At 51.7% G+C, this 17,971-nt stretch carries 17 protein-coding genes; 10 read left to right on the top strand and 7 right to left on the bottom strand.

What is annotated here, in order from left to right:
- Window positions 1–4 precede the first annotated feature (4 nt).
- The 3 genes from ABYA77_RS08930 to ABYA77_RS08920 all read left to right on the top strand — a co-directional run bounded on the left by ABYA77_RS08930 (window position 5) and on the right by ABYA77_RS08920 (window position 3,085).
- Window positions 5–676: a YrbL family protein gene (locus ABYA77_RS08930; RefSeq protein WP_372965608.1), complete on the top strand. Its 672-nt coding sequence runs from the start codon at window positions 5–7 to the stop codon at window positions 674–676.
- An 82-nt stretch (window positions 677–758) separates the two neighbouring features.
- Entirely contained in the window at window positions 759–2,180 is a 1,422-nt protein-coding gene (locus tag ABYA77_RS08925) for a mannose-1-phosphate guanylyltransferase/mannose-6-phosphate isomerase (RefSeq protein ID WP_372965607.1), read from the top strand.
- Entirely contained in the window at window positions 2,177–3,085 is a 909-nt protein-coding gene (locus ABYA77_RS08920; protein ID WP_372965606.1) for a lysophospholipid acyltransferase family protein, read from the top strand. The genes ABYA77_RS08925 and ABYA77_RS08920 overlap by 4 nt, the downstream gene beginning before the upstream one ends.
- Window position 3,086: 1 nt before the next feature.
- On the opposite strand, the gene ABYA77_RS08915 is transcribed toward ABYA77_RS08920, so the two are convergent.
- The gene (locus tag ABYA77_RS08915) at window positions 3,087–3,980 is read right to left on the bottom strand and encodes a glycosyltransferase family 4 protein (RefSeq protein WP_372965621.1); all 894 of its coding nucleotides are present in this window, start codon (window positions 3,978–3,980) and stop codon (window positions 3,087–3,089) included.
- Window positions 3,981–4,174: 194 nt separating this feature from the next.
- On the opposite strand from ABYA77_RS08915, the gene ABYA77_RS08910 reads away from it, so the two are divergent.
- Window positions 4,175–5,269: a glycosyltransferase family 4 protein gene (locus ABYA77_RS08910; protein WP_372965605.1), complete on the top strand. Its 1,095-nt coding sequence runs from the start codon at window positions 4,175–4,177 to the stop codon at window positions 5,267–5,269.
- Here ABYA77_RS08910 and ABYA77_RS08905 read toward each other — a convergent pair.
- From ABYA77_RS08905 to rfaD, 3 genes are read right to left on the bottom strand one after another with little or no spacing between them, the layout of a single operon-like run.
- The gene (locus ABYA77_RS08905) at window positions 5,253–6,002 is read right to left on the bottom strand and encodes a glycosyltransferase family 2 protein (RefSeq protein ID WP_372965604.1); all 750 of its coding nucleotides are present in this window, start codon (window positions 6,000–6,002) and stop codon (window positions 5,253–5,255) included. The genes ABYA77_RS08910 and ABYA77_RS08905 overlap by 17 nt on opposite strands.
- Window positions 5,999–7,006, bottom strand: coding sequence for a lipopolysaccharide heptosyltransferase II (gene waaF, locus ABYA77_RS08900; RefSeq protein ID WP_372965603.1), 1,008 nt, complete (start codon window positions 7,004–7,006; stop codon window positions 5,999–6,001). Before waaF ends, ABYA77_RS08905 begins: the two co-directional genes overlap by 4 nt.
- Complete coding sequence (gene rfaD / locus ABYA77_RS08895; RefSeq protein WP_372965602.1) at window positions 7,003–7,944, bottom strand: ADP-glyceromanno-heptose 6-epimerase; 942 nt, start codon at window positions 7,942–7,944, stop codon at window positions 7,003–7,005. Before rfaD ends, waaF begins: the two co-directional genes overlap by 4 nt.
- A 266-nt stretch (window positions 7,945–8,210) precedes the next feature.
- On the opposite strand from rfaD, the gene ABYA77_RS08890 reads away from it, so the two are divergent.
- From ABYA77_RS08890 to ABYA77_RS08865, 6 genes are read left to right on the top strand one after another with little or no spacing between them, the layout of a single operon-like run.
- Window positions 8,211–8,795, top strand: a complete 585-nt coding sequence (locus ABYA77_RS08890; protein ID WP_372965601.1) for an SIS domain-containing protein — start codon at window positions 8,211–8,213, stop codon at window positions 8,793–8,795.
- Window positions 8,792–10,240: a bifunctional D-glycero-beta-D-manno-heptose-7-phosphate kinase/D-glycero-beta-D-manno-heptose 1-phosphate adenylyltransferase HldE gene (hldE, locus tag ABYA77_RS08885; RefSeq protein WP_372965620.1), complete on the top strand. Its 1,449-nt coding sequence runs from the start codon at window positions 8,792–8,794 to the stop codon at window positions 10,238–10,240. Before ABYA77_RS08890 ends, hldE begins: the two co-directional genes overlap by 4 nt.
- A 1-nt stretch (window position 10,241) precedes the next feature.
- Entirely contained in the window at window positions 10,242–11,285 is a 1,044-nt protein-coding gene (locus tag ABYA77_RS08880) for a glycosyltransferase family 9 protein (protein WP_372965600.1), read from the top strand.
- The gene (gene gmhB, locus ABYA77_RS08875; protein WP_372965599.1) at window positions 11,282–11,812 is read left to right on the top strand and encodes a D-glycero-beta-D-manno-heptose 1,7-bisphosphate 7-phosphatase; all 531 of its coding nucleotides are present in this window, start codon (window positions 11,282–11,284) and stop codon (window positions 11,810–11,812) included. Before ABYA77_RS08880 ends, gmhB begins: the two co-directional genes overlap by 4 nt.
- Window positions 11,809–12,021: a hypothetical protein gene (locus tag ABYA77_RS08870; RefSeq protein ID WP_372965598.1), complete on the top strand. Its 213-nt coding sequence runs from the start codon at window positions 11,809–11,811 to the stop codon at window positions 12,019–12,021. Before gmhB ends, ABYA77_RS08870 begins: the two co-directional genes overlap by 4 nt.
- On the top strand, window positions 12,018–13,223 hold the full coding sequence (locus ABYA77_RS08865) for an O-antigen ligase family protein (protein ID WP_372965597.1): 1,206 nt from the start codon (window positions 12,018–12,020) through the stop codon (window positions 13,221–13,223). Before ABYA77_RS08870 ends, ABYA77_RS08865 begins: the two co-directional genes overlap by 4 nt.
- 7 nt (window positions 13,224–13,230) lie before the next feature.
- Here the strand turns inward: ABYA77_RS08865 and ABYA77_RS08860 are convergent, their stop codons facing one another.
- The 3 genes from ABYA77_RS08860 to glnE form a co-directional block, all read right to left on the bottom strand.
- Entirely contained in the window at window positions 13,231–13,962 is a 732-nt protein-coding gene (locus ABYA77_RS08860) for a 3-deoxy-D-manno-octulosonic acid kinase (RefSeq protein ID WP_372965596.1), read from the bottom strand.
- A 103-nt stretch (window positions 13,963–14,065) separates the two neighbouring features.
- Window positions 14,066–14,989: a branched-chain amino acid transaminase gene (locus tag ABYA77_RS08855; protein WP_372965595.1), complete on the bottom strand. Its 924-nt coding sequence runs from the start codon at window positions 14,987–14,989 to the stop codon at window positions 14,066–14,068.
- A gap of 79 nt (window positions 14,990–15,068) precedes the next feature.
- Window positions 15,069–17,963: a bifunctional [glutamate--ammonia ligase]-adenylyl-L-tyrosine phosphorylase/[glutamate--ammonia-ligase] adenylyltransferase gene (gene glnE, locus ABYA77_RS08850; RefSeq protein ID WP_372965594.1), complete on the bottom strand. Its 2,895-nt coding sequence runs from the start codon at window positions 17,961–17,963 to the stop codon at window positions 15,069–15,071.
- Between the last annotated feature and the right edge of the window lie 8 nt (window positions 17,964–17,971).

Raw genomic sequence — 17,971 nt, 5'->3', positions numbered from 1 at the left:
AATCATGTTAGATCTATCCGAACAACGGCCATTCGCTCAAGGCTATAACCGCTTCTGCTACGAACACCCACGAGACGTTACCCGGTGCCTGAAAATTGTTCGCCCTGAAAACATGACCGCCCGGTTTCAACGGCAGTCCGCCGTAAAGCAGCTCCTTGGCAAAAACCGACTCAACGATAACACCCAGGAACTCATTGCTCATAACCAACGCGCGATAAAACAACTGATCGCACGTGGGCACGAGGACCTTGTATGGGCTCACCTCCCGAAATTCTATGGGCGCGTCAAAACCTCTCTGGGCGATGCCAATGAAAGCGAGCTGATTCGTTGTCGTGACGGGCGTATTGCCCCAACGCTTGAGCGCCTGATTAAAGAGCAGGGCCTTACCCCGGGCCTGAACAAAGGCATTGATGAGTTTCTGGGCTGGCTAAATCAGACAAAAATCCTGACCAGAAACCTGCTCCCTCATAATCTTGTGGTTTGTGACCGGTTCAGCACACCATGCCTGTTCCTGGTGGATGGCCTGGGAGCCCCTGCGGTACCTCAGGCGCTGGATACCATCCCCGGCTGGAGCTCTCGCTACATTAAACGAAAAATCGCAAGATTCAGGAAACGGCTTGCATGGGAACAAAACGACCAAGACTTAACCTGGGAAGATTTCCAAGGCTTAAGATAAACCCCGTAAGTTCTGCATGTTAATATACCGCCCAGTGATTTTTAGCCAACCAGGCAACCATTAAACAGCACGGAGTGCGCCCATGATTCATCCCGTCATTATGGCCGGAGGCACCGGCTCTCGCCTTTGGCCTCTGTCCAGGCAGCTGAACCCCAAGCAGTTCCTGAGGCTTACGGATGATCGCTTATCGATGCTGCAACTCACGGTTGCCCGGCTGGACGGCATGGAATCCGCAGACCCTCTCCTGATCTGCAACGAAGATCACCGCTTTCTGGCCGCAGAACAGATGCGTCAGGCTGGCTACAATGATGCGCAAATCATCCTTGAGCCATGTGGCCGCAATACGGCTCCTGCAATCGCACTGGCTGCCTTACAATTATCCAGGGCTCTTGGCGACAGTTCAGAAGACCCACTAATGCTCGTGCTTGCCGCTGACCATCTGATACAGGACGTTGCAGCCTTTCAGCAAGGCATACAACGAGCCATACCTCTGGCACGACAAGGCAAACTCGTCACCTTCGGGATTGTACCCAGTCATGCGGAAACCGGTTACGGCTACATCCGGCAAGGCAAGGAGCTCGAAGAAAGCAGCTATAATGTCGACAGTTTTGTTGAGAAACCCGATCTGGCAACAGCTCAAGAATACCTGTCGTCCGGAGATTATCTCTGGAACAGCGGCATGTTCATGTTTGGTGCCCGGCAGTACTTAGCTGAGCTTGAAAAATATCGCCCTGAAATTTTGTCTATCTGCCAGGCTGCGGTTGAAGACGCCAACGAGGATCTGCACTTTACCCGGGTTAACGAAACCATCTTTTCTGAATGCCCTGAAGATTCCATCGATTACGCCGTCATGGAGAACACCCAAAATGCCGCCGTGGTTGCCCTGGATGCCGGCTGGAGTGACATTGGCTCCTGGTCTGCACTTTGGGATGTATCTGAAAAAGACGCTAACGGAAACAGCTTCAGCGGTGACGTGATCGCCTACGATACAAAAAGCACCTTGGCCCGGTCGGAAAACCGTCTGATTACAACTGTTGGCGTGAGCGATCTGGTCATTATCGAAACCAAAGATGCCCTGTTGGTCGCCCATAAAGACAAAGTTCAGGATGTAAAAAAGATCGTCGAGCACATCAAGAGTGATGGCCGACACGAACATATGAACCACCGGGAAGTTTATCGCCCCTGGGGAGTTTATGACTCCATTGACAGCGGCGAGCGCTATCAGGTTAAACGCATTACCGTTAAACCGGGAGCAAAACTCTCCGTCCAAATGCACCACCACCGCGCAGAACACTGGATTGTCGTGAGTGGCACCGCCAAAGTGACGAATGGCGAGAAAACGTATCTGGTCACTGAGAACCAATCCACTTACATTCCTATTGGTCAGGTCCACTCTCTGGAGAATCCCGGCGTGATTGATCTTGAACTGATAGAAGTACAATCAGGCTCTTATCTTGGCGAAGACGATATTGTGCGCTACGAGGATCGGTACGGCAGGTCATGAGCAAGCTTAAGTATTTTCTGATTGCAGGCCTTCTGAGAATTATCAGCCTGTTACCTTTGGGCGCAGCACAGTTTATAGGCAAGTGGCTCGGCCTGCTTGCCTGGAGTCTGGGAGGTAAATCGCGCAAAGTAACAGACACCAATATCAGGTTGTGTTTGCCGGAGCTGTCGCCCGGGCAGCAGCGCCAACTCTCCAAAGAGTCCATGGCCCACACCGGCATGACTGCAGCCGAAATTCCGTTGATGTGGGAGTGGCCTGTTGAAAAGTGCCTCGGCTTAATCAAAGAGACACAGGGGTTAGAGTTGGTTGAAAAGGCTCTCGCCTCCGGCAACGGCCTGATACTGCTCGCTCCTCACTTGGGAAACTGGGAGTTGATCGGGCTGCTTTTCTCGTCACGCTATAAAATGGCAGCGCTATACAGCCCTCCCAACATTAAAGAATTCGAGGACTACATGATTCGGGTTCGAGGCCGTACCGGCTCGGAACTGGTTCGGGGAGACCGAAGAGGATTGGTTCGCCTGATAGAAATCCTCAAAGAGGGCGGCGTAGCGGGCATTCTGCCAGACCAGTCGCCTCGAGGAAAAACGAACGCCTACGCCCCCTTCTTCGGCATGGAAGTCCGAACCATGACACTGGTGAGCAAGCTTGCCCAGAAGACGGGAGCCAACATTCTCATCACCTACGCCGAACGCCTGCCCAACGCTGAAGGCTTTCGAATTCTAGTGACCGAAGCAGAGCCTGGAATTGAAAACAGTGACCCGGTAGTTGGCGCTACCGCCTTGAATCTGTCAGTTGAGAAAGTCGTACGAATGGCCCCGGAGCAGTATCAGTGGGAATACAAGCGTTTGCGACACAGGCCCCCAGGAAGCCAGAACCCTTATAAGCCTGATCGGGTTTGCGAGTAGTTCAGACAATCCCTTTATAGAGCTCCAAATAAGCCTGCCCCACAGCTTCGGGACTAAATCGCTCGAGATCAAGGCTAGCCTGCTCTGCGAACTTCCGGCGTAACGCCTCACTTTCCATCAATGACTGAATAGCATCAGCCAACGCCGCTGAATCTTCTCGGGGGACGAGAAGACCATTGCGCCCATTATTTATGATATCAGGAATGCCTCCGACGTCACTCCCAACAACCGGCGTACCATGCTGCATAGCCTCCAGAATAGTAGAGCCCAGGCCCTCCTGAAGCGATGGAAAAACCAGCAAATCCATTGCTTCAAGCCAATTACCTACATCGGCCTGATGCCCAACAAACTCTACAGATTCCAGCCCTTGGGCCTGGCGCTTCAGATTTTCAAGCTCAGGGCCCTTGCCGAGAAACACGATTTGCAGATTCGGGTGCCGGCTTTCAAGTATTCTCGCGGCCTCAATCGTCAGATGATACCCCTTGATTCGAAAGAGGCTACCAACCTGCCCCACGAGAAACTTACCCCGGTATCGAGAACGAATTCGCTCTACAGCATCAACCTCTGAGGGGAACGCCGAAAAACTAGAAGGGATGACCGGGCAGTGCGCATCGGGCAGCAACCGTTGCACTACAGCCCTAACCGCTTGGCTAAGACACACTACAGACTGGGCCCGACCATATGCCGCACGCGTAACCCATTTATTTTTTAACGGGTTTTCCACCCTCCGGGTAACGATATAGGGCGTTCGGCTCACCAAATTTTCAATCAACCCCCAATACACGGCCTTTCCATCATGGCAATGTATAAGGTCCCAGCTTCCGCGTGCGTGCCCTAAAAGAAAGTGTGGGGTTTCCCGCACCTCAACCGGCAAGCCTTTTACCTCGTCAAGCATCTGGTGGCCAGGCTTGACCAGGAGGGTCTGAGAGCAGCCGTGATCTGCCAAAAACCGAACCAGATTAACGGTCTGTCGTTCTCCTCCAGCAAACCCGCTGGCCAAGTTTACATGGCAGATATGCATACCAAATTCATTTCCCTAATGTTTTAATGAGCACAGTTTAACGCATTGGCACGGCAAGGAATAAAATCGTGAAATTATTGGTCATAAGCTCCTACCTGGACACTTGGAACTCTGTTCGCCCAGAAGCAGAAATGCTGATAGAGCTATCCAAATTGGGTGTTCAGGTAGAGCTGATCACACAGGCAGGCATTGAATACGGAAAACGCTTCGAAGAAGCAGGAATCAAGCTTCACCCCTGCCATCCCACAAAAAAATTCGAGCCAGCAGCCATCGCCCAGATCCGCAGAATTTTGAAAACCGGGCAATTCGACGCCGTTTACAGTTTCAACAACAAAGCCATTACCAATGCAAACTTTGCAGCAATAGGACTGCCCGTCAAAGTCCTTACATACAGAGGGCAAACCGGCAACATCAGCCGCTGGGATCCAAGCTGCTACCTGACACACCTGAGCCCAAGAGTCGACCGGATTATCTGTGTATCCCAAGCCACCCGGGATGACCTGAAGAGCCAGGTTTGGGGCAATAAAAATAAAGTTTGCACGGTTTACAAGGGGCATAATCTTGACTGGTATCAGGATACACCGGCCCCGCTTCGCGACTTTGGCATTCCTGGCGATGCTTTTGTTGTGGGCTCCGTAGCCAATGTTCGCCCTCGAAAGGGGCTTCCCATTCTGCTGAAAGCTACCCACTTTCTACCTGCAGACAGCAATATTCACCTGCTTCTTGTTGGCAAAGGCATGGACTCGGAAGAAATACAGAAACTAATCGCGTCTAGCCCGATGGCAGATCATATTCATATCACCGGGTTTCGGCGCGATGCACCCGCTATTATTGCCGCTTGCAATGCATCGGTACTGGCATCAACCAAACGGGAGGGGCTTCCTAAGACTGTGATCGAATCCATGGCCTACGGAGTTGCGCCAATCGTCAGTGATACCGGGGGCAGCGCAGAGCTCATTGAAGACGGCATTTCGGGCATTCGAGTAACGCCAGGAAGCGCTGAAGAAATCGCGGCGGCGATTCTGAAATTACACCAGTCAAAAGAGCAATGCTCATTGATGGGTCAAAAAGCAAAAGAGCGCATTCACTTACACTTCCATGTAAAGCAATCCGCCGAAGCTCTCTACAAAACGCTACAAGAAACAATCAGCGGCGCGTTTTAATCCAGAGCGCCGCATATTTGTTAAAAACATAATATCCAGACATGACAGCCAACAAAAAACCGTGTTTGCCATCGAGAATGCCTAACCGCAAAAAATATTTTTTCAGAAAGGCGCCACCACCGTGAGTACACGCAGAAAACAGTGAGGCTGTCTTGCCACGACGGGCCCGCCCCTCTGCCCAGTCTTCGGCATAACGAATCGACTTAGCCATGTAATCAGAAAAATCTGTGGCCGTATAATGTAAAAGATCCCCATCCAGGGTTTTCACTACAGCTCCAGGGCACTGCACTTTTTCATGCACCAAGGCATCATCGTAGCCATACTCTGAACGCCGGTACAGCCGAACGACCTTATCCGGATACCAGCCAGAATGACGGATAAACCGGCCAAAGAACCAAGAGAGACGCTTTACCTGAAACACCACATTCTTCGGCGCCTCCTCGACCACCCGCTGAATAGACTCCGCCAACTCTTCTGTTACCACTTCGTCAGTGTCAATCCAGAACAGCCATTCGCCTTGGGCATAACTCTGGGCTCTTTGGCGCTGCAGGCCGAATCCTGGCCAGTCTTCAGACTTAAAAATACGAGCGCCATACTGTTCAGCAATGTCCAGAGTTTCATCGGTTGAACCGGAGTCCAACAAAACAATTTCATCAGCAAAAGACAGGCTTTCCAGACAGTTAGAAAAATCAGGCCCCGCATTTTTTGCGATCAACACTGCACTAAGCTTCATTTGCAGGCCTCCAGGACTCGCTCAACAGAGATACCCGTCAAACAGTTATAATGCCCAAAGCGACACGTGCGTTCGAAGCAGGGGCTGCACGCCACGGGATGCCTCAAAATGGCGGCTTGCTTTGTCAGCGGAGGAGTGAAATCGGGGCTGGTGGAACCATAAATAGCCACCACCGCTGCTCCAGCTGCAGCAGCCACATGCATCAACCCGGAATCATGACTTACCACTTTCCGACATTGACTGAATAAATCGACGGTATCTTCGAGTCTGGTTTTTCCACAAAGGTTGAAAACACCATTCTGCCCCTTGGAAATCTGCTCGCCAGCCTCCGCATCTTTAGGGCCACCAACAACCCACACCTGAAAGCCCTGCTCTACAAGTTTTCCTGCCAAAGCCCGATGATTCTCTAGCGGCCATTGCTTTGCTGGCCCGAACTCTGCTCCAGGACAAATTGCTATGGCAGGCAGATCAGGGTCCAGCCCCAGCCTTGCCATTACGCTGGCAGCATTGGCGTCATCGATGCTCAAGGATGGCTCTGGCACATCAAACTTGTAGGTTTTATAGTCAGCCTTGCTAACCCCTAACCCGAGATAGCGCCACACCGTTTTATCGGTAATCTCCGATCCATTGCGAGTGGGATGTCGCCGGCGAGCATCCGTCAGAAGAATGGAACGGCCCTCGCCACTGAAGCCAACTCGAACAGGAATACCCGCAAAAAAAGGGATCAACGCAGACTTAAATGAGCGCGGCAGGATGATGGCCTTGCTGTACCCTTTGAGAGTTCGCGCTAAATTCCATTGCAACCTCAACGCCAGCTCTCCACTTTTCCATGGAGCGGCAATACCTTCGTTCACTTCCGGCATGCGAGCTATAATTGGCAGCGACCATCCTGGAGCCAGAACATCTATTTCTGCTTCTGGGTCTTGCTGTTTCAGAGACTTAAATAGCGCCTGCGCCATTACCATGTCACCGACCCAAGAGGGGCCAACCACCAAATACTTCATCGAGTTAACCAAGAAAGATAACTGGAAACGCCTCCAGCAACATCGGTAAACGGGGCCGTATAACCAGCATCACGCAGGGCAGTAATATCCGCCTGGGTAAAGCTTTGATAGCGGCCTTTTAACTCATCCGGGAAGGGAATAAATTCTACGCTACCTTTTCCATGATATTGGATGACGGCCTCGGCGACATCCAGAAAGGATTGAGCCCGCCCTGTGCCCAAATTAAAAATACCGGACTGGCCAGGGTTGTCATAAAACCACAGGTTCACCTTACAGACGTCATCCACATAGACAAAATCACGTTGCTGGCCACCATCAGAATAACCATCCCAACCTTCAAACAGCTTGGGATTCTGGCCCGCTTTGATCTGTTCGTGCAGATGATAGGCCACAGAGGCCATCTTACCCTTGTGCTGTTCTCTCGGGCCGTACACATTGAAATAGCGGAACCCCACAACCTGGCTTTGTGCGGTTGGCAGGACCTTCCTCACGTACTGATCAAACTGCCACTTAGAATATCCATAAACATTCAGCGGCCGTTCACACTCTCGCACCTCGCGAAATTCACTACTGGCACCATAGACCGCAGCACTAGACGCATACAGGAAAGGCACCTTGTGATCCAAACACCAGTGCAACAATACCTTAGAGTATGTGTAGTTATTTTCCATCATGAACCGGCCATCCCACTCGGTCGTGTCTGAGCAGGCCCCCTCATGAAAAATAGCTCTTATCCCGGAAGGAAGGTTATTTGCTTCAACCCGCTCCAGAAACTCGCGTTTGTCCATATAATCTGTGATGTCTAACTCCGCAAGGTTCCGGAAACGCACACCATCGGTCAGGTCGTCGACAACAAGAATATCTGTCTCTCCACGCTGATTCAGTGCATGGACAATATTCGCTCCAATGAAACCAGCTCCGCCAGTGACGACAATCATGGTAAGTAAGGCTCCTGAAAAGGCTATGCGGGCAGGCCCTGAAAACGGGCCCTAATGTAGAGACAATACTAACCTCTTTTATCAACACCTAAAACCCGGCATTACAGGGTAAACCCCGACAGAAAGCCGCAACAAACGCCTGATTCGCTGCGCCTGAGTTCGCAAAAAGCATATGGGACGCCCTTAGGCGCCATGTTACACTTCGCCCTTTCAGTTGGTGCACTTGCACCGACCCGACCTTGAGATTGTTCAATCCGGAGGCTCTCATGTCCACGCCCAGCAGCTACCTCGACGCTTTAGAACGGCACCGCAAAACTTTTGCTGTCCTGGAGCAACATCAGGAAGAGGCAAAGCAACTGCTTGAATCGACACGACAGTGCCTGAAACAAGGCGGCAAGGTCATCTTCATGGGTAATGGCGGCAGCGCTGCAGACTCACAGCATCTTGCTGCAGAATTCATGGTTCGATACAAAAAAGAACGTGGACCTTTAGCCTCCATTGCTCTGACAACCGACACCTCCATTCTGACGGCACACCCAAACGACTATGAGTTCGAAACGGTATTCGAGCGGCAGATTCTGGGGCTGGGCAAACCAGGCGACTTAGTGATTGGATTAACCACCTCCGGACAAAGTGAAAATATCAATCGTGCCCTCGCAGCGGCCAATGAGCTCGGGGCCAACACGGTTGCCCTCACCGGCAGGGACGGAGGTAAAGTCAAAGATATTGCCAAACAGGCAATCATTATCAAGTCCGACGAAACCGCGCGAATTCAAGAAGCTCACATGTTCATTGGGCACTGGTTATGTGAGGCCCTGGATGAAGTCGTGTTATCCGGAGGCCTTGACTGATGTTTGACTTAGCCCGGTTAGATCAGCTCCAGAACGCCTCAGTGCTGGTCATAGGCGATGTGATGCTTGATCGCTATTTCATTGGTGATACGAACCGGATTTCCCCCGAAGCACCGGTACCGGTAGTACGAGTTGCTCACACTGAAGATCGGGCTGGTGGGGCTGCAAACGTAGCGAGAAACATTGCTCACCTTGATGGCCGTGCAGCTATTCTTGGAATTATAGGCAACGATGCTGATGGCCGGCTGCTGGAAGATCTTCTGGTAAAGGAGAGAGTGCACTCCGAACTACTGGCGACAGATGATACCCGCACCATTTCTAAAACCCGTATTATCTCCCGCCACCAGCAAATGGTTCGGCTGGATATGGAAGACAGCTTCTCCGCAGCCCAGGCAGAAAGTGTGAAGCAGCGTTACATAAACCTTGTTGATCATTACAACACAGTGATCATCAGTGACTACGCCAAAGGAACACTCGCGTGTATTCGTGACCTCATTCATACCGCGCAGAGTGCAGGAAAACCGGTCCTGGTAGACCCTAAGAGCAAAGACTTCTCCATATACCGAGGTGCTTCCGTAATTACGCCAAACCTGGCAGAGTTCAAAGCTGCCGGTGGTGACGCATCCTCAGAAGAGCACATGCTAGCCTCTGCCCGGGCTTTACTGTCCGAAGCAGGCATCGAATCCATGCTGCTGACTCGTAGCGAACAAGGTATGAGCCTGATCACTCAGGATGAGCATCATCATTTTCCGGCGGAAGTTCTAGAGGTGAGTGACGTCACCGGTGCCGGTGACACAGTCATTGCCACCCTTGGCACCTTACTTAGCGCAGGTTTCGAGTTAAAAGATGCAGCCTGGCTCTCCAATCTTGCCGCAGGTATCGTCGTTGCAAAACTTGGCGCAGCCACCGTATCCCCAGAGGAGCTGGCAGCAAGGGCTAGCCAGCAATGGTCGTCCAAAACCAGCGGCTACCACCCCAGTGTGGAGCAGAGCCTGCTCCACATTGATTATGCTCGCAGGCAAGGTGAACGAATTGTTTTTACCAACGGCTGCTTCGACATCCTCCATGCTGGTCACGTTCGTTATCTGGCGCAGGCACGAGCGCTGGGTGACCGATTAGTTGTTGGCCTGAATTCCGACGATTCAGTGCGCCGGCTCAAAGGCGAAGAACGCCCGGTCAACTCATTAGAAGACAGGATGGATGTACTTTCTGCCCTTGCTTGCGTGGACTGGGTGCTACCTTTTGGCGACCGGCCAGAAGAGCAAGACACTCCAGAACAACTGATCAAGCGCGTCAGGCCACAGGTTCTGGCCAAGGGTGGCGATTACACCATCGAAACTATTATAGGTGCCGACTTTGTTCAGGAAAGCGGAGGCGAAGTTGCTATTTTGCCGACGCTTGAGGGGCGTTCCACTACCGGGCTGATCAAAAAAGTTCGAGGCTGATTTGTCATCACTCCGGTCTATATGCCTGCTCCGCCTCTCTGCTATCGGCGACACCTGCAACGCCGCTGCGGTGGTCTACGCTATCCGAAAACACTACCCTGACGCCGAGATTACTTGGGTGATCGGCAAAGCCGAAGCGGCTTTAATGGCAGGCATGAAGGGTGTAAATTTTGTGGTATTCGACAAAAAACAGGGGCTCGCGGCCTACCGCAATCTCCGGCACCAGCTCAAAGGCAAACGATTCGATGCCTTGCTGGTCATGCAAGTTGCCCTGAGAGCCAACCTTGCGAGCTTATGTATTTCAGCTGACCGGCGAATTGGCTATGACCGTTCGAAAAGTAAGGAGCTCCACAGCCTGTTCATTAACGAGCGTATCGAGCCAACAGACAAGCCTCATGTCCTGGATAATTTTCGACAGTTCCAGAAGGCGTTAGACATTCCTCTCGGCCCACCAGCCTGGCGCATTCCTGTCACTGCGGAAGACAACCTCTGGGCTAAAACTCAACTCGATCCCACAAAAAACAAACACCTGGTGATTACTCCTTCGGCATCAAACCTTGAAAGGAACTGGCTGGCTGACCGGTATGCAGCAGTAGCTGACTATGCCATTTCCCTTGGTTTCGCAGTTTACCTTTGCGGCGGCCCAAGTGAACATGAACAGGCGTTAGCTGAAAAAATTCAGGAGCACGCAGACCAACCCCTGAAAAATCTTGTTGGGCGATCAAACCTGAAGCAACTATTCGCTTTGCTCGGCGCAGCAGATCTTGTAATTGCGCCGGACACAGGCCCTGCACACATGGCTACAGCGGCAGGAACACCGGTGATCGGCCTCTATGCGCACAGCAACCCGAAACGAACAGGCCCCTATCTTTGGCAGCGCTATGTTGTCGACGCGTATACCCCAGCTCTACAAGAGCTCCGTGGAGAAACACCCGAGGAAAGCAGCTGGGGACAACGCCTTAAAGGACGGGAACTGATGCAGAACATAACGACGGAACAAGTAACCAGCATGCTGATCCGCTGCGTTCAGGAACAGAATCTATGACCCGAAAAGCCGTATTTCTGGATCGGGATGGCGTGATCAACGTAGATCATGGCTATGTATACCGAAAAGAAGATTTCGAATTTGTGGATGGCATATTCGAGGTTTGCCGACATTTTCAGGATCAGGGATATCTGCTGATTGTGGTTACCAATCAGTCCGGCATCGCCCGCGGCATGTATACCGAAGAGCAGTTCCAGGAGCTGACCGATTGGATGGTGGATTGTTTTAAGGAACAGGGTGTGACCATAACCAAGGTCTATCATTGTCCTCACCACCCAGACTTCGGCCCTGAGGACCAAAGGAACTGCGACTGCCGAAAGCCGAAGCCGGGGATGATCCTGATGGGGATTGAGGAGTTCGATCTCGATCCGGAAGAGTGCATTCTGATTGGAGATAAGGGGAGTGATATGGAGGCTGCAGGCGCGTCTAAACTCTTGCAGGCGGTCCTGATTGGGGGAAAATACAACGGTACTGCTGGTGGCGTAAATATTTCACGCATCAAATCTCTGAAAGAAATGTCATTATGAAAAAGCTGGTAGTTGATCTGGACGGAACAATCACCAAGGGTGATACCTCGGACTACCGAAATGTATCACCAGATCTGGACGTCATCGAAAAGCTACGCTTCTATAAAAATCTGGGTTACGAAATCATTATCCAGACAGCTCGAAATATGCGCACTTACGAAGGGAACGTGGGAAAAATCAACCAAAACAATACGCTTTGCACCGAATGACGTTTTTATCATCCTTGTCGGTTTTCTTGTTTGGTTGCCTGACACTGGTCGCGCCATCCGGATATTCCTGGGGGCCGGCACTTCTCTTGCTACTGGCATTAGTCAGTTACGCTTTGCCAGAAAAGCCCGGCATCCCCGGAAAGAGCTATCGCTCTCTTTCCATGGTATTCATATTATTTTTCACAGTGACTTTTGCCGGAGTTCTCATACACAACCTTGAATTCCGGGCGTTAGATCGCCCTAGCAGGTTCATATTTGCGCTGATGGCCCTGCCTTTTTTAGCCAAATATCCTCCTAAGCCAGTGTTCGCTTGGGTCGGCATAGCAACTGGTGCCTTTTTAGGTGGCTTATGGGCCGTCAAACAGGTCTTTTGGGATGGCCTGAGTAGAGCGCATGGCGATACCCTAGCGATCCAATACGGAAATATTGGAATGTTATTTGGGCTTATGAGCCTGGCCGGACTCTTTTGGGCTACCCAACAAAAAAAAGGGATCGCTTTTAAAGCTCTAATGGTTCTTGGTGTCGCAGGAGGCATTACAGCTTCATTATTGTCCAGCAGTCGAGGCGGATGGATAGCTCTACCCATCGTACTCACCATATATCTGTACACCATCCGAGCTTACTTCACCAAGAGGTCACTTATAGCCATCAGCTTAATTAGCTGCACGGCAATTGCCTCATTAGCACTTGCACCCGAAACCAGTGTCCACCAGCGGGTCAATAAAGCCATAACAGAAGTTAATAATTACTTCGAAACCGGCAAATCAACAACCTCTGTCGGCGCAAGGCTTGAGATGTGGAAAGCGGCAATCATTCTTGGGATGAAACGCCCGCTAATCGGCTGGGGAGAGATCGAAGTAGAAAAACAAAAGCGCCGACTCGTCAAAAAAAAGGGGTTTGATCCAGAGATTCAGAAGTACAGGCATGCACACAATGACTTTCTCGACAGTTGGCAAAAAAGAGGTGGGTTAGGGCTATTCTCTCTGATCTTGCTGTATGTTTTACCTCTCATAACTTTTATAAAGATTACCAATACAGGCTCGTTAAACCAGAAGCCACTTGCACTCGCAGGAACGATTCTCTGCACCTGTTATGTGATCTTCAGTCTGACCCAGGCTTTTTTTGAGCATAACAGTGGAGCAATGATATATGCGTTCATGTTGGTTATATTCTGGGTAATGACGACTGAAGCCAGTGACTAGCAAAGGCTCACTCGCGGTAAGCAGCCAACAATGTAGCCCAGAATTCTGAGAAGTGTTGCTGTATAGCGCCCTCCTTTTCTAAGAGCTTGACCGCTGACCGCTTCAAACGAGACAAGTTGCGTTCCTTCCAGCCCGTCCCTGCGACTATCGAGGACTGGCGAAATTCACCTCGATCAAAGTCGATCAGATACACTTTGTCCTTGCCGACCAGAATATTGAAGCAGTTCAGGTCTGCATGAAAAACTCCTGCATCGTGAAATTGCCGAAGCACGCGTCCAACCCGTGCCCAGATGTCAGAGCTATCCTCTCCCCCCCTCAATAATTCGCCTAAAGGAACAACGTCCGTTAAACGTTCAACAATAATTGATGCGCTATAGAACAATCCTTGGCGGCGGTATCCCGCAGCAATCGGCCGAGGCACAGGCAACCCCATCCCAGCCATGTCCTGTAATATCTGGAACTCTGAAAAAGATCTGACATTGCCTTCTCCAGAGTAAAAATAAGCTCGCTCGTTAAAGCGGGCCATCCGCCCGCCACGCCGATAATGTCTCAACACCCAGTCCCGTTCCGGGCGCAGAACAAACCACGCACTTCCGCGGCCACCAGCCGAGACAGGTTCGGCGCGATCTCCCCATGAGTCAGGACTAAACCAAGCGGGATCAAAGGCCTCGGCATATTCAGACGCGACGAAGGCAATAACGTCCTTAGTTTCTATGCGTACTTTTTCGGCTTCGCTCATAGAGGAAGGCTCCCACAAAATTTTCGCCGACAGCGCCAATAAAAAAGCCGCCCCTCTGAACACAAAAGGGCGGCCTCATATCTAACCGACAATATAAACCAGATTACTTCACCAGTGTCAGCCACTCAGAATGCTGAGCCAGCTTACCTTTAACCGCATCAAAATACATGCTCTGGAGCTTCTCAGTGATCGGGCCACGCTTGCCTTCACCAATGGTACGACCATCCAGCTCACGAATCGGCAGCACTTCAGCGGCAGTGCCAGTGAAGAAAGCTTCTTCCGAAACGTATACTTCATCACGAGTGATGCGGCGCTCTTTAACCTCCAGGCCAAGATCCTTAGCAAAATCGATGATGGTCGCGCGGGTGATGCCCTCCAGGCAAGAAGTCAGTTCAGGCGTGTGAAGTACACCATCACGAACGATGAAAATGTTCTCACCAGAGCCTTCAGCCACGTAGCCTTCGTTATCCAGCAGCAGGGCTTCTTCAGCGCCGCCAGAGATGGCTTCGTTCAGTGCCAGCATGGAGTTGATGTAGTTACCGTTAGCTTTCGCCTTACACATAGTGATGTTCACATGGTGGCGCGTGTAGGAAGACGTCCGCACCTTGATGCCCGCTTCTTTGGCCTCAGGCGACATGTATGACGGCCAGCTCCACGCTGCAACCATGACGTGCACTTTCAGGTTATCCGCTCGCAAGCCCATACCTTCAGAACCCAAAAACACCATAGGGCGCAGGTAGGCTTCATCCAGATTATTTTCACGGACGGCAGCGCGCTGAGCTTCGTTAATTTCATCTTTGCTGAACGGCATTTTCATGTTCAGAATATGAGCAGAACGGAACAAACGATCGGTATGCTCTTTCAGACGAAAAATCGCCGGGCCGTTCACGGTGTTGTAGGCTCGCACCCCTTCAAAGCAGCCGAGGCCATAATGCAGGGTGTGGGTAAGGACGTGGGTTTTGGCTTCACGCCAGGGAACCATTTCACCATCCAGCCAGATAACGCCATCACGGTCAGCCATCGACATCTCTATTCTGCTCCTAAAAAGCGGTTTTCGGGGAACCGACATTCTAGCAGGAAAGTCCGCCAGAAATAAATTTAGCTTGCTACATAAGCATGACTTTTTTCCACATACTTTGGATGTAGTCACGCTCTTCTGAGAATCTATTACCGTTTACCTGGCTATTCAGATTCTGTAACGCGCGGCGATGGATGGTGGAACGCAATGTGATATAGGCCTCGCGCAACTTCTCGGTATCGGCAACCTCAAGCACACCGGCCCGCCCAAGCTCTTCCAGTTGCCGGATATTGTCGCTCCACTGCGTCAGCTCCGGATACTCAGCACTCCAGGCCAGCATCAGGTATTGCACCATAAACTCAATATCCACAATACCACCGGTATCGTGTTTGATGTGGAATACCTCTGCACGCTCTGATTCTGGCGTTCCTAAAGTACTGCGCATTTTTTCTCGCATTTCCACGACTTCTTGGCGCAGTGCCATCTTATCTCGAGGTTTGCAAAGGATCTCATGGCGAATTTTTTCAAATGCTGCCAGGGTTTCCCGACACCCGGCAACCCCACGCGCCCGTGCAAGAGCTTGATGCTCCCATGTCCAGGCATCGTTTTGCTGATATTTTTCGAAAGACTGAAGGGTACTTACCAATAAACCCGAGCTACCGGAAGGCCGCAGGCGCATGTCTACTTCATAAAGCTGCCCCGATGGCGTTTGGGTACTGAGGATATGAACAATTCGCTGCCCAAGCCGTGTATAGAAAACGGCATTATCAATCGGCTTTTCTCCATCAGTAGATAGCTGAGGGTCAGCCTGATGCACGAAAACCAGGTCCAGGTCCGAGGTATACCCTAACTCAATACCACCCAGCTTACCGTAGCTGATAATGGCAAAATCGGTATCACACGTTGAACCGTCTGCCCCCTGAGGGTTGCCGTGCCGGCTTACCAGATTCGAATAGGCCACATCTACCACGTGATCCAGCACCACCTCGGCAATCCAGGTGAGATAATCACTCACCTTCATCAGTGGCAAAGTTCCCTTGAGCTCGGAAGCCGCTACCCGAAGAGTGTGTGCTTTTTTGAAGTGACGAAGAGATTCCATTTGATCTTCAAGGTCTTCGTAAGGAATCCGCAACATTTGCTGGCGCAGATCGTCCTGCAAGGCTTCTTTGGCGGGCGGACTGTATAAGCTTTCCGCGTTCAGCAGTTCATCCAGCAATAACGGCGTTTCCGCCAGCAATCGGGCAATCCAGGGACTTTCACTACACAGACGAACTAATTGAGTGAGCGCACCGGGGTTTTCTACCAGCAACACCATATATGCTGTGCGGCGTAGAATGGCCTCAACCAGCTGTAAAACCCGTTCCAGTGTTTCTGAGGCATTCTCTACTTCAGTAAGTGCGCTCAACAATAACGGCATGAATTGATTCAGCCGCTTACGTCCTTGGGTTTGCATTGTTTGTACGGTGCGGCCCTCGCGCAGGGCCGCCAGCAACTTGTAGCTGCCTTCCGGGCTCTCATAACCCTGCTCCGACAGCCATTCAATAGCTGCGGGCTCTTCCATTTCCGATAGCCAAAGCTCGAACCAGCCGTCATCTATTGCTGTATCACCACTCCGCTCATCGTCTTCGGTCGCTATGATATTGGCGAAATGCTTCGCCACACGTTCTCGGTGACTCGCCAGTGTGGCTTCACAGGCTGACCAGTCGTCAAACTCCATAATCCGGGCAATTCGCGCCTGGGAAAGTGCATCGTCAGGTAGTATTTGAGTTTGCTTATCTTCCATCCCTTGCAGGGCGTGTTCCAGATCCCGCAGGAATACATAGGCCTCCCGCAGCTCATTCACCACTGACGAAGGTAGCAGTTCCAGTTCCTCAAGCTCCCTGAGGATATTCAACAATTCCCGCTGCTGGAGCTCCCGGTCACGGCCGCCCCGAATCAACTGAAAGGCCTGCACCACAAACTCGATCTCACGGATTCCACCGCTGCCAAGCTTGATGTTGTTCTCCAACCCTTTTCGGCGCACTTCCCGACTAATCATCGCCTTCATATTACGAAGTGACTCAAAGGCACTGAAATCGATGTATTTCCGGTACACAAAGGGCCGCAAGCTCTCCATCAAAACCGCTCCGGCTTGTTGGTCACCCGCAACCACTCGGGATTTCACCATGGCATAGCGTTCCCAGTCGCGCCCCTGATCCTGATAGTAGGCCTCCAATGCCGCAAAGCTGAGAGCCAGTGCGCCGCTCTGTCCGTATGGGCGCAGCCGCATATCTACTCGGAATACAAAACCATCTGCCGTCATTTGATCCAGCGCCTGGATCAGCCGCTGGCCGAGGCGAATAAAGAACTGCTGATTATCCAAAGCGCGTCGCCCGCCTCGGGTTTCACCGTTCGCAGGAAACGCAAAGATCAGATCAATATCAGAGGAAACATTCAGCTCTCTCCCACCAAGCTTCCCCATACCAATGACAACCATCTTCTGGGGCGCATCTTCCCGGGTCACCGGGTCTTTGCCCCACGGCGTCCCGAATTCATCACAAGCCTTGGCATAGAGCCAGTTAAGCGCGCCATCAATGCAGACATCCGCAAAAGCACTGGTGGCCAGCATGGTTTCCTGGAGATTGGCCCACCGCATCAAGTCCCGCCAGATAATACGAAACTGAACTTCCCGGCGAAAATGTCGTAACGCTACATGCAAGGCCGGCTCTGAATCGACGGTTTCCAGATAACTGGCCCAGCGTTCAGCCAGCCAGGCTTCCGTCGTTGGCTCTGTGATAGGACGTGCAGCAAAAGCCTCGCGAATAGAGTCAGAATGGCGCTCAAGCGTTTGCCGGAGAAACAGGCTACGTGCAAGTGCTTCTGCAATGTCTGTCTCGGGCACACTCGCCAGCCAATCAGCCACTCCATCCGGAAACACCGATGACCAGCAGGCCGATACATCATCAGCAAGCACTGCGGGCAACGATCCCCAAGGCTCCGACATAACGCTCT

Origin of the sequence: Marinobacter sp., from assembly GCF_041595835.1 — a bacterium.
Lineage (GTDB): Bacteria > Pseudomonadota > Gammaproteobacteria > Pseudomonadales > Oleiphilaceae > Marinobacter.
This window is presented reverse-complemented; position numbering and strand designations above follow the sequence as displayed.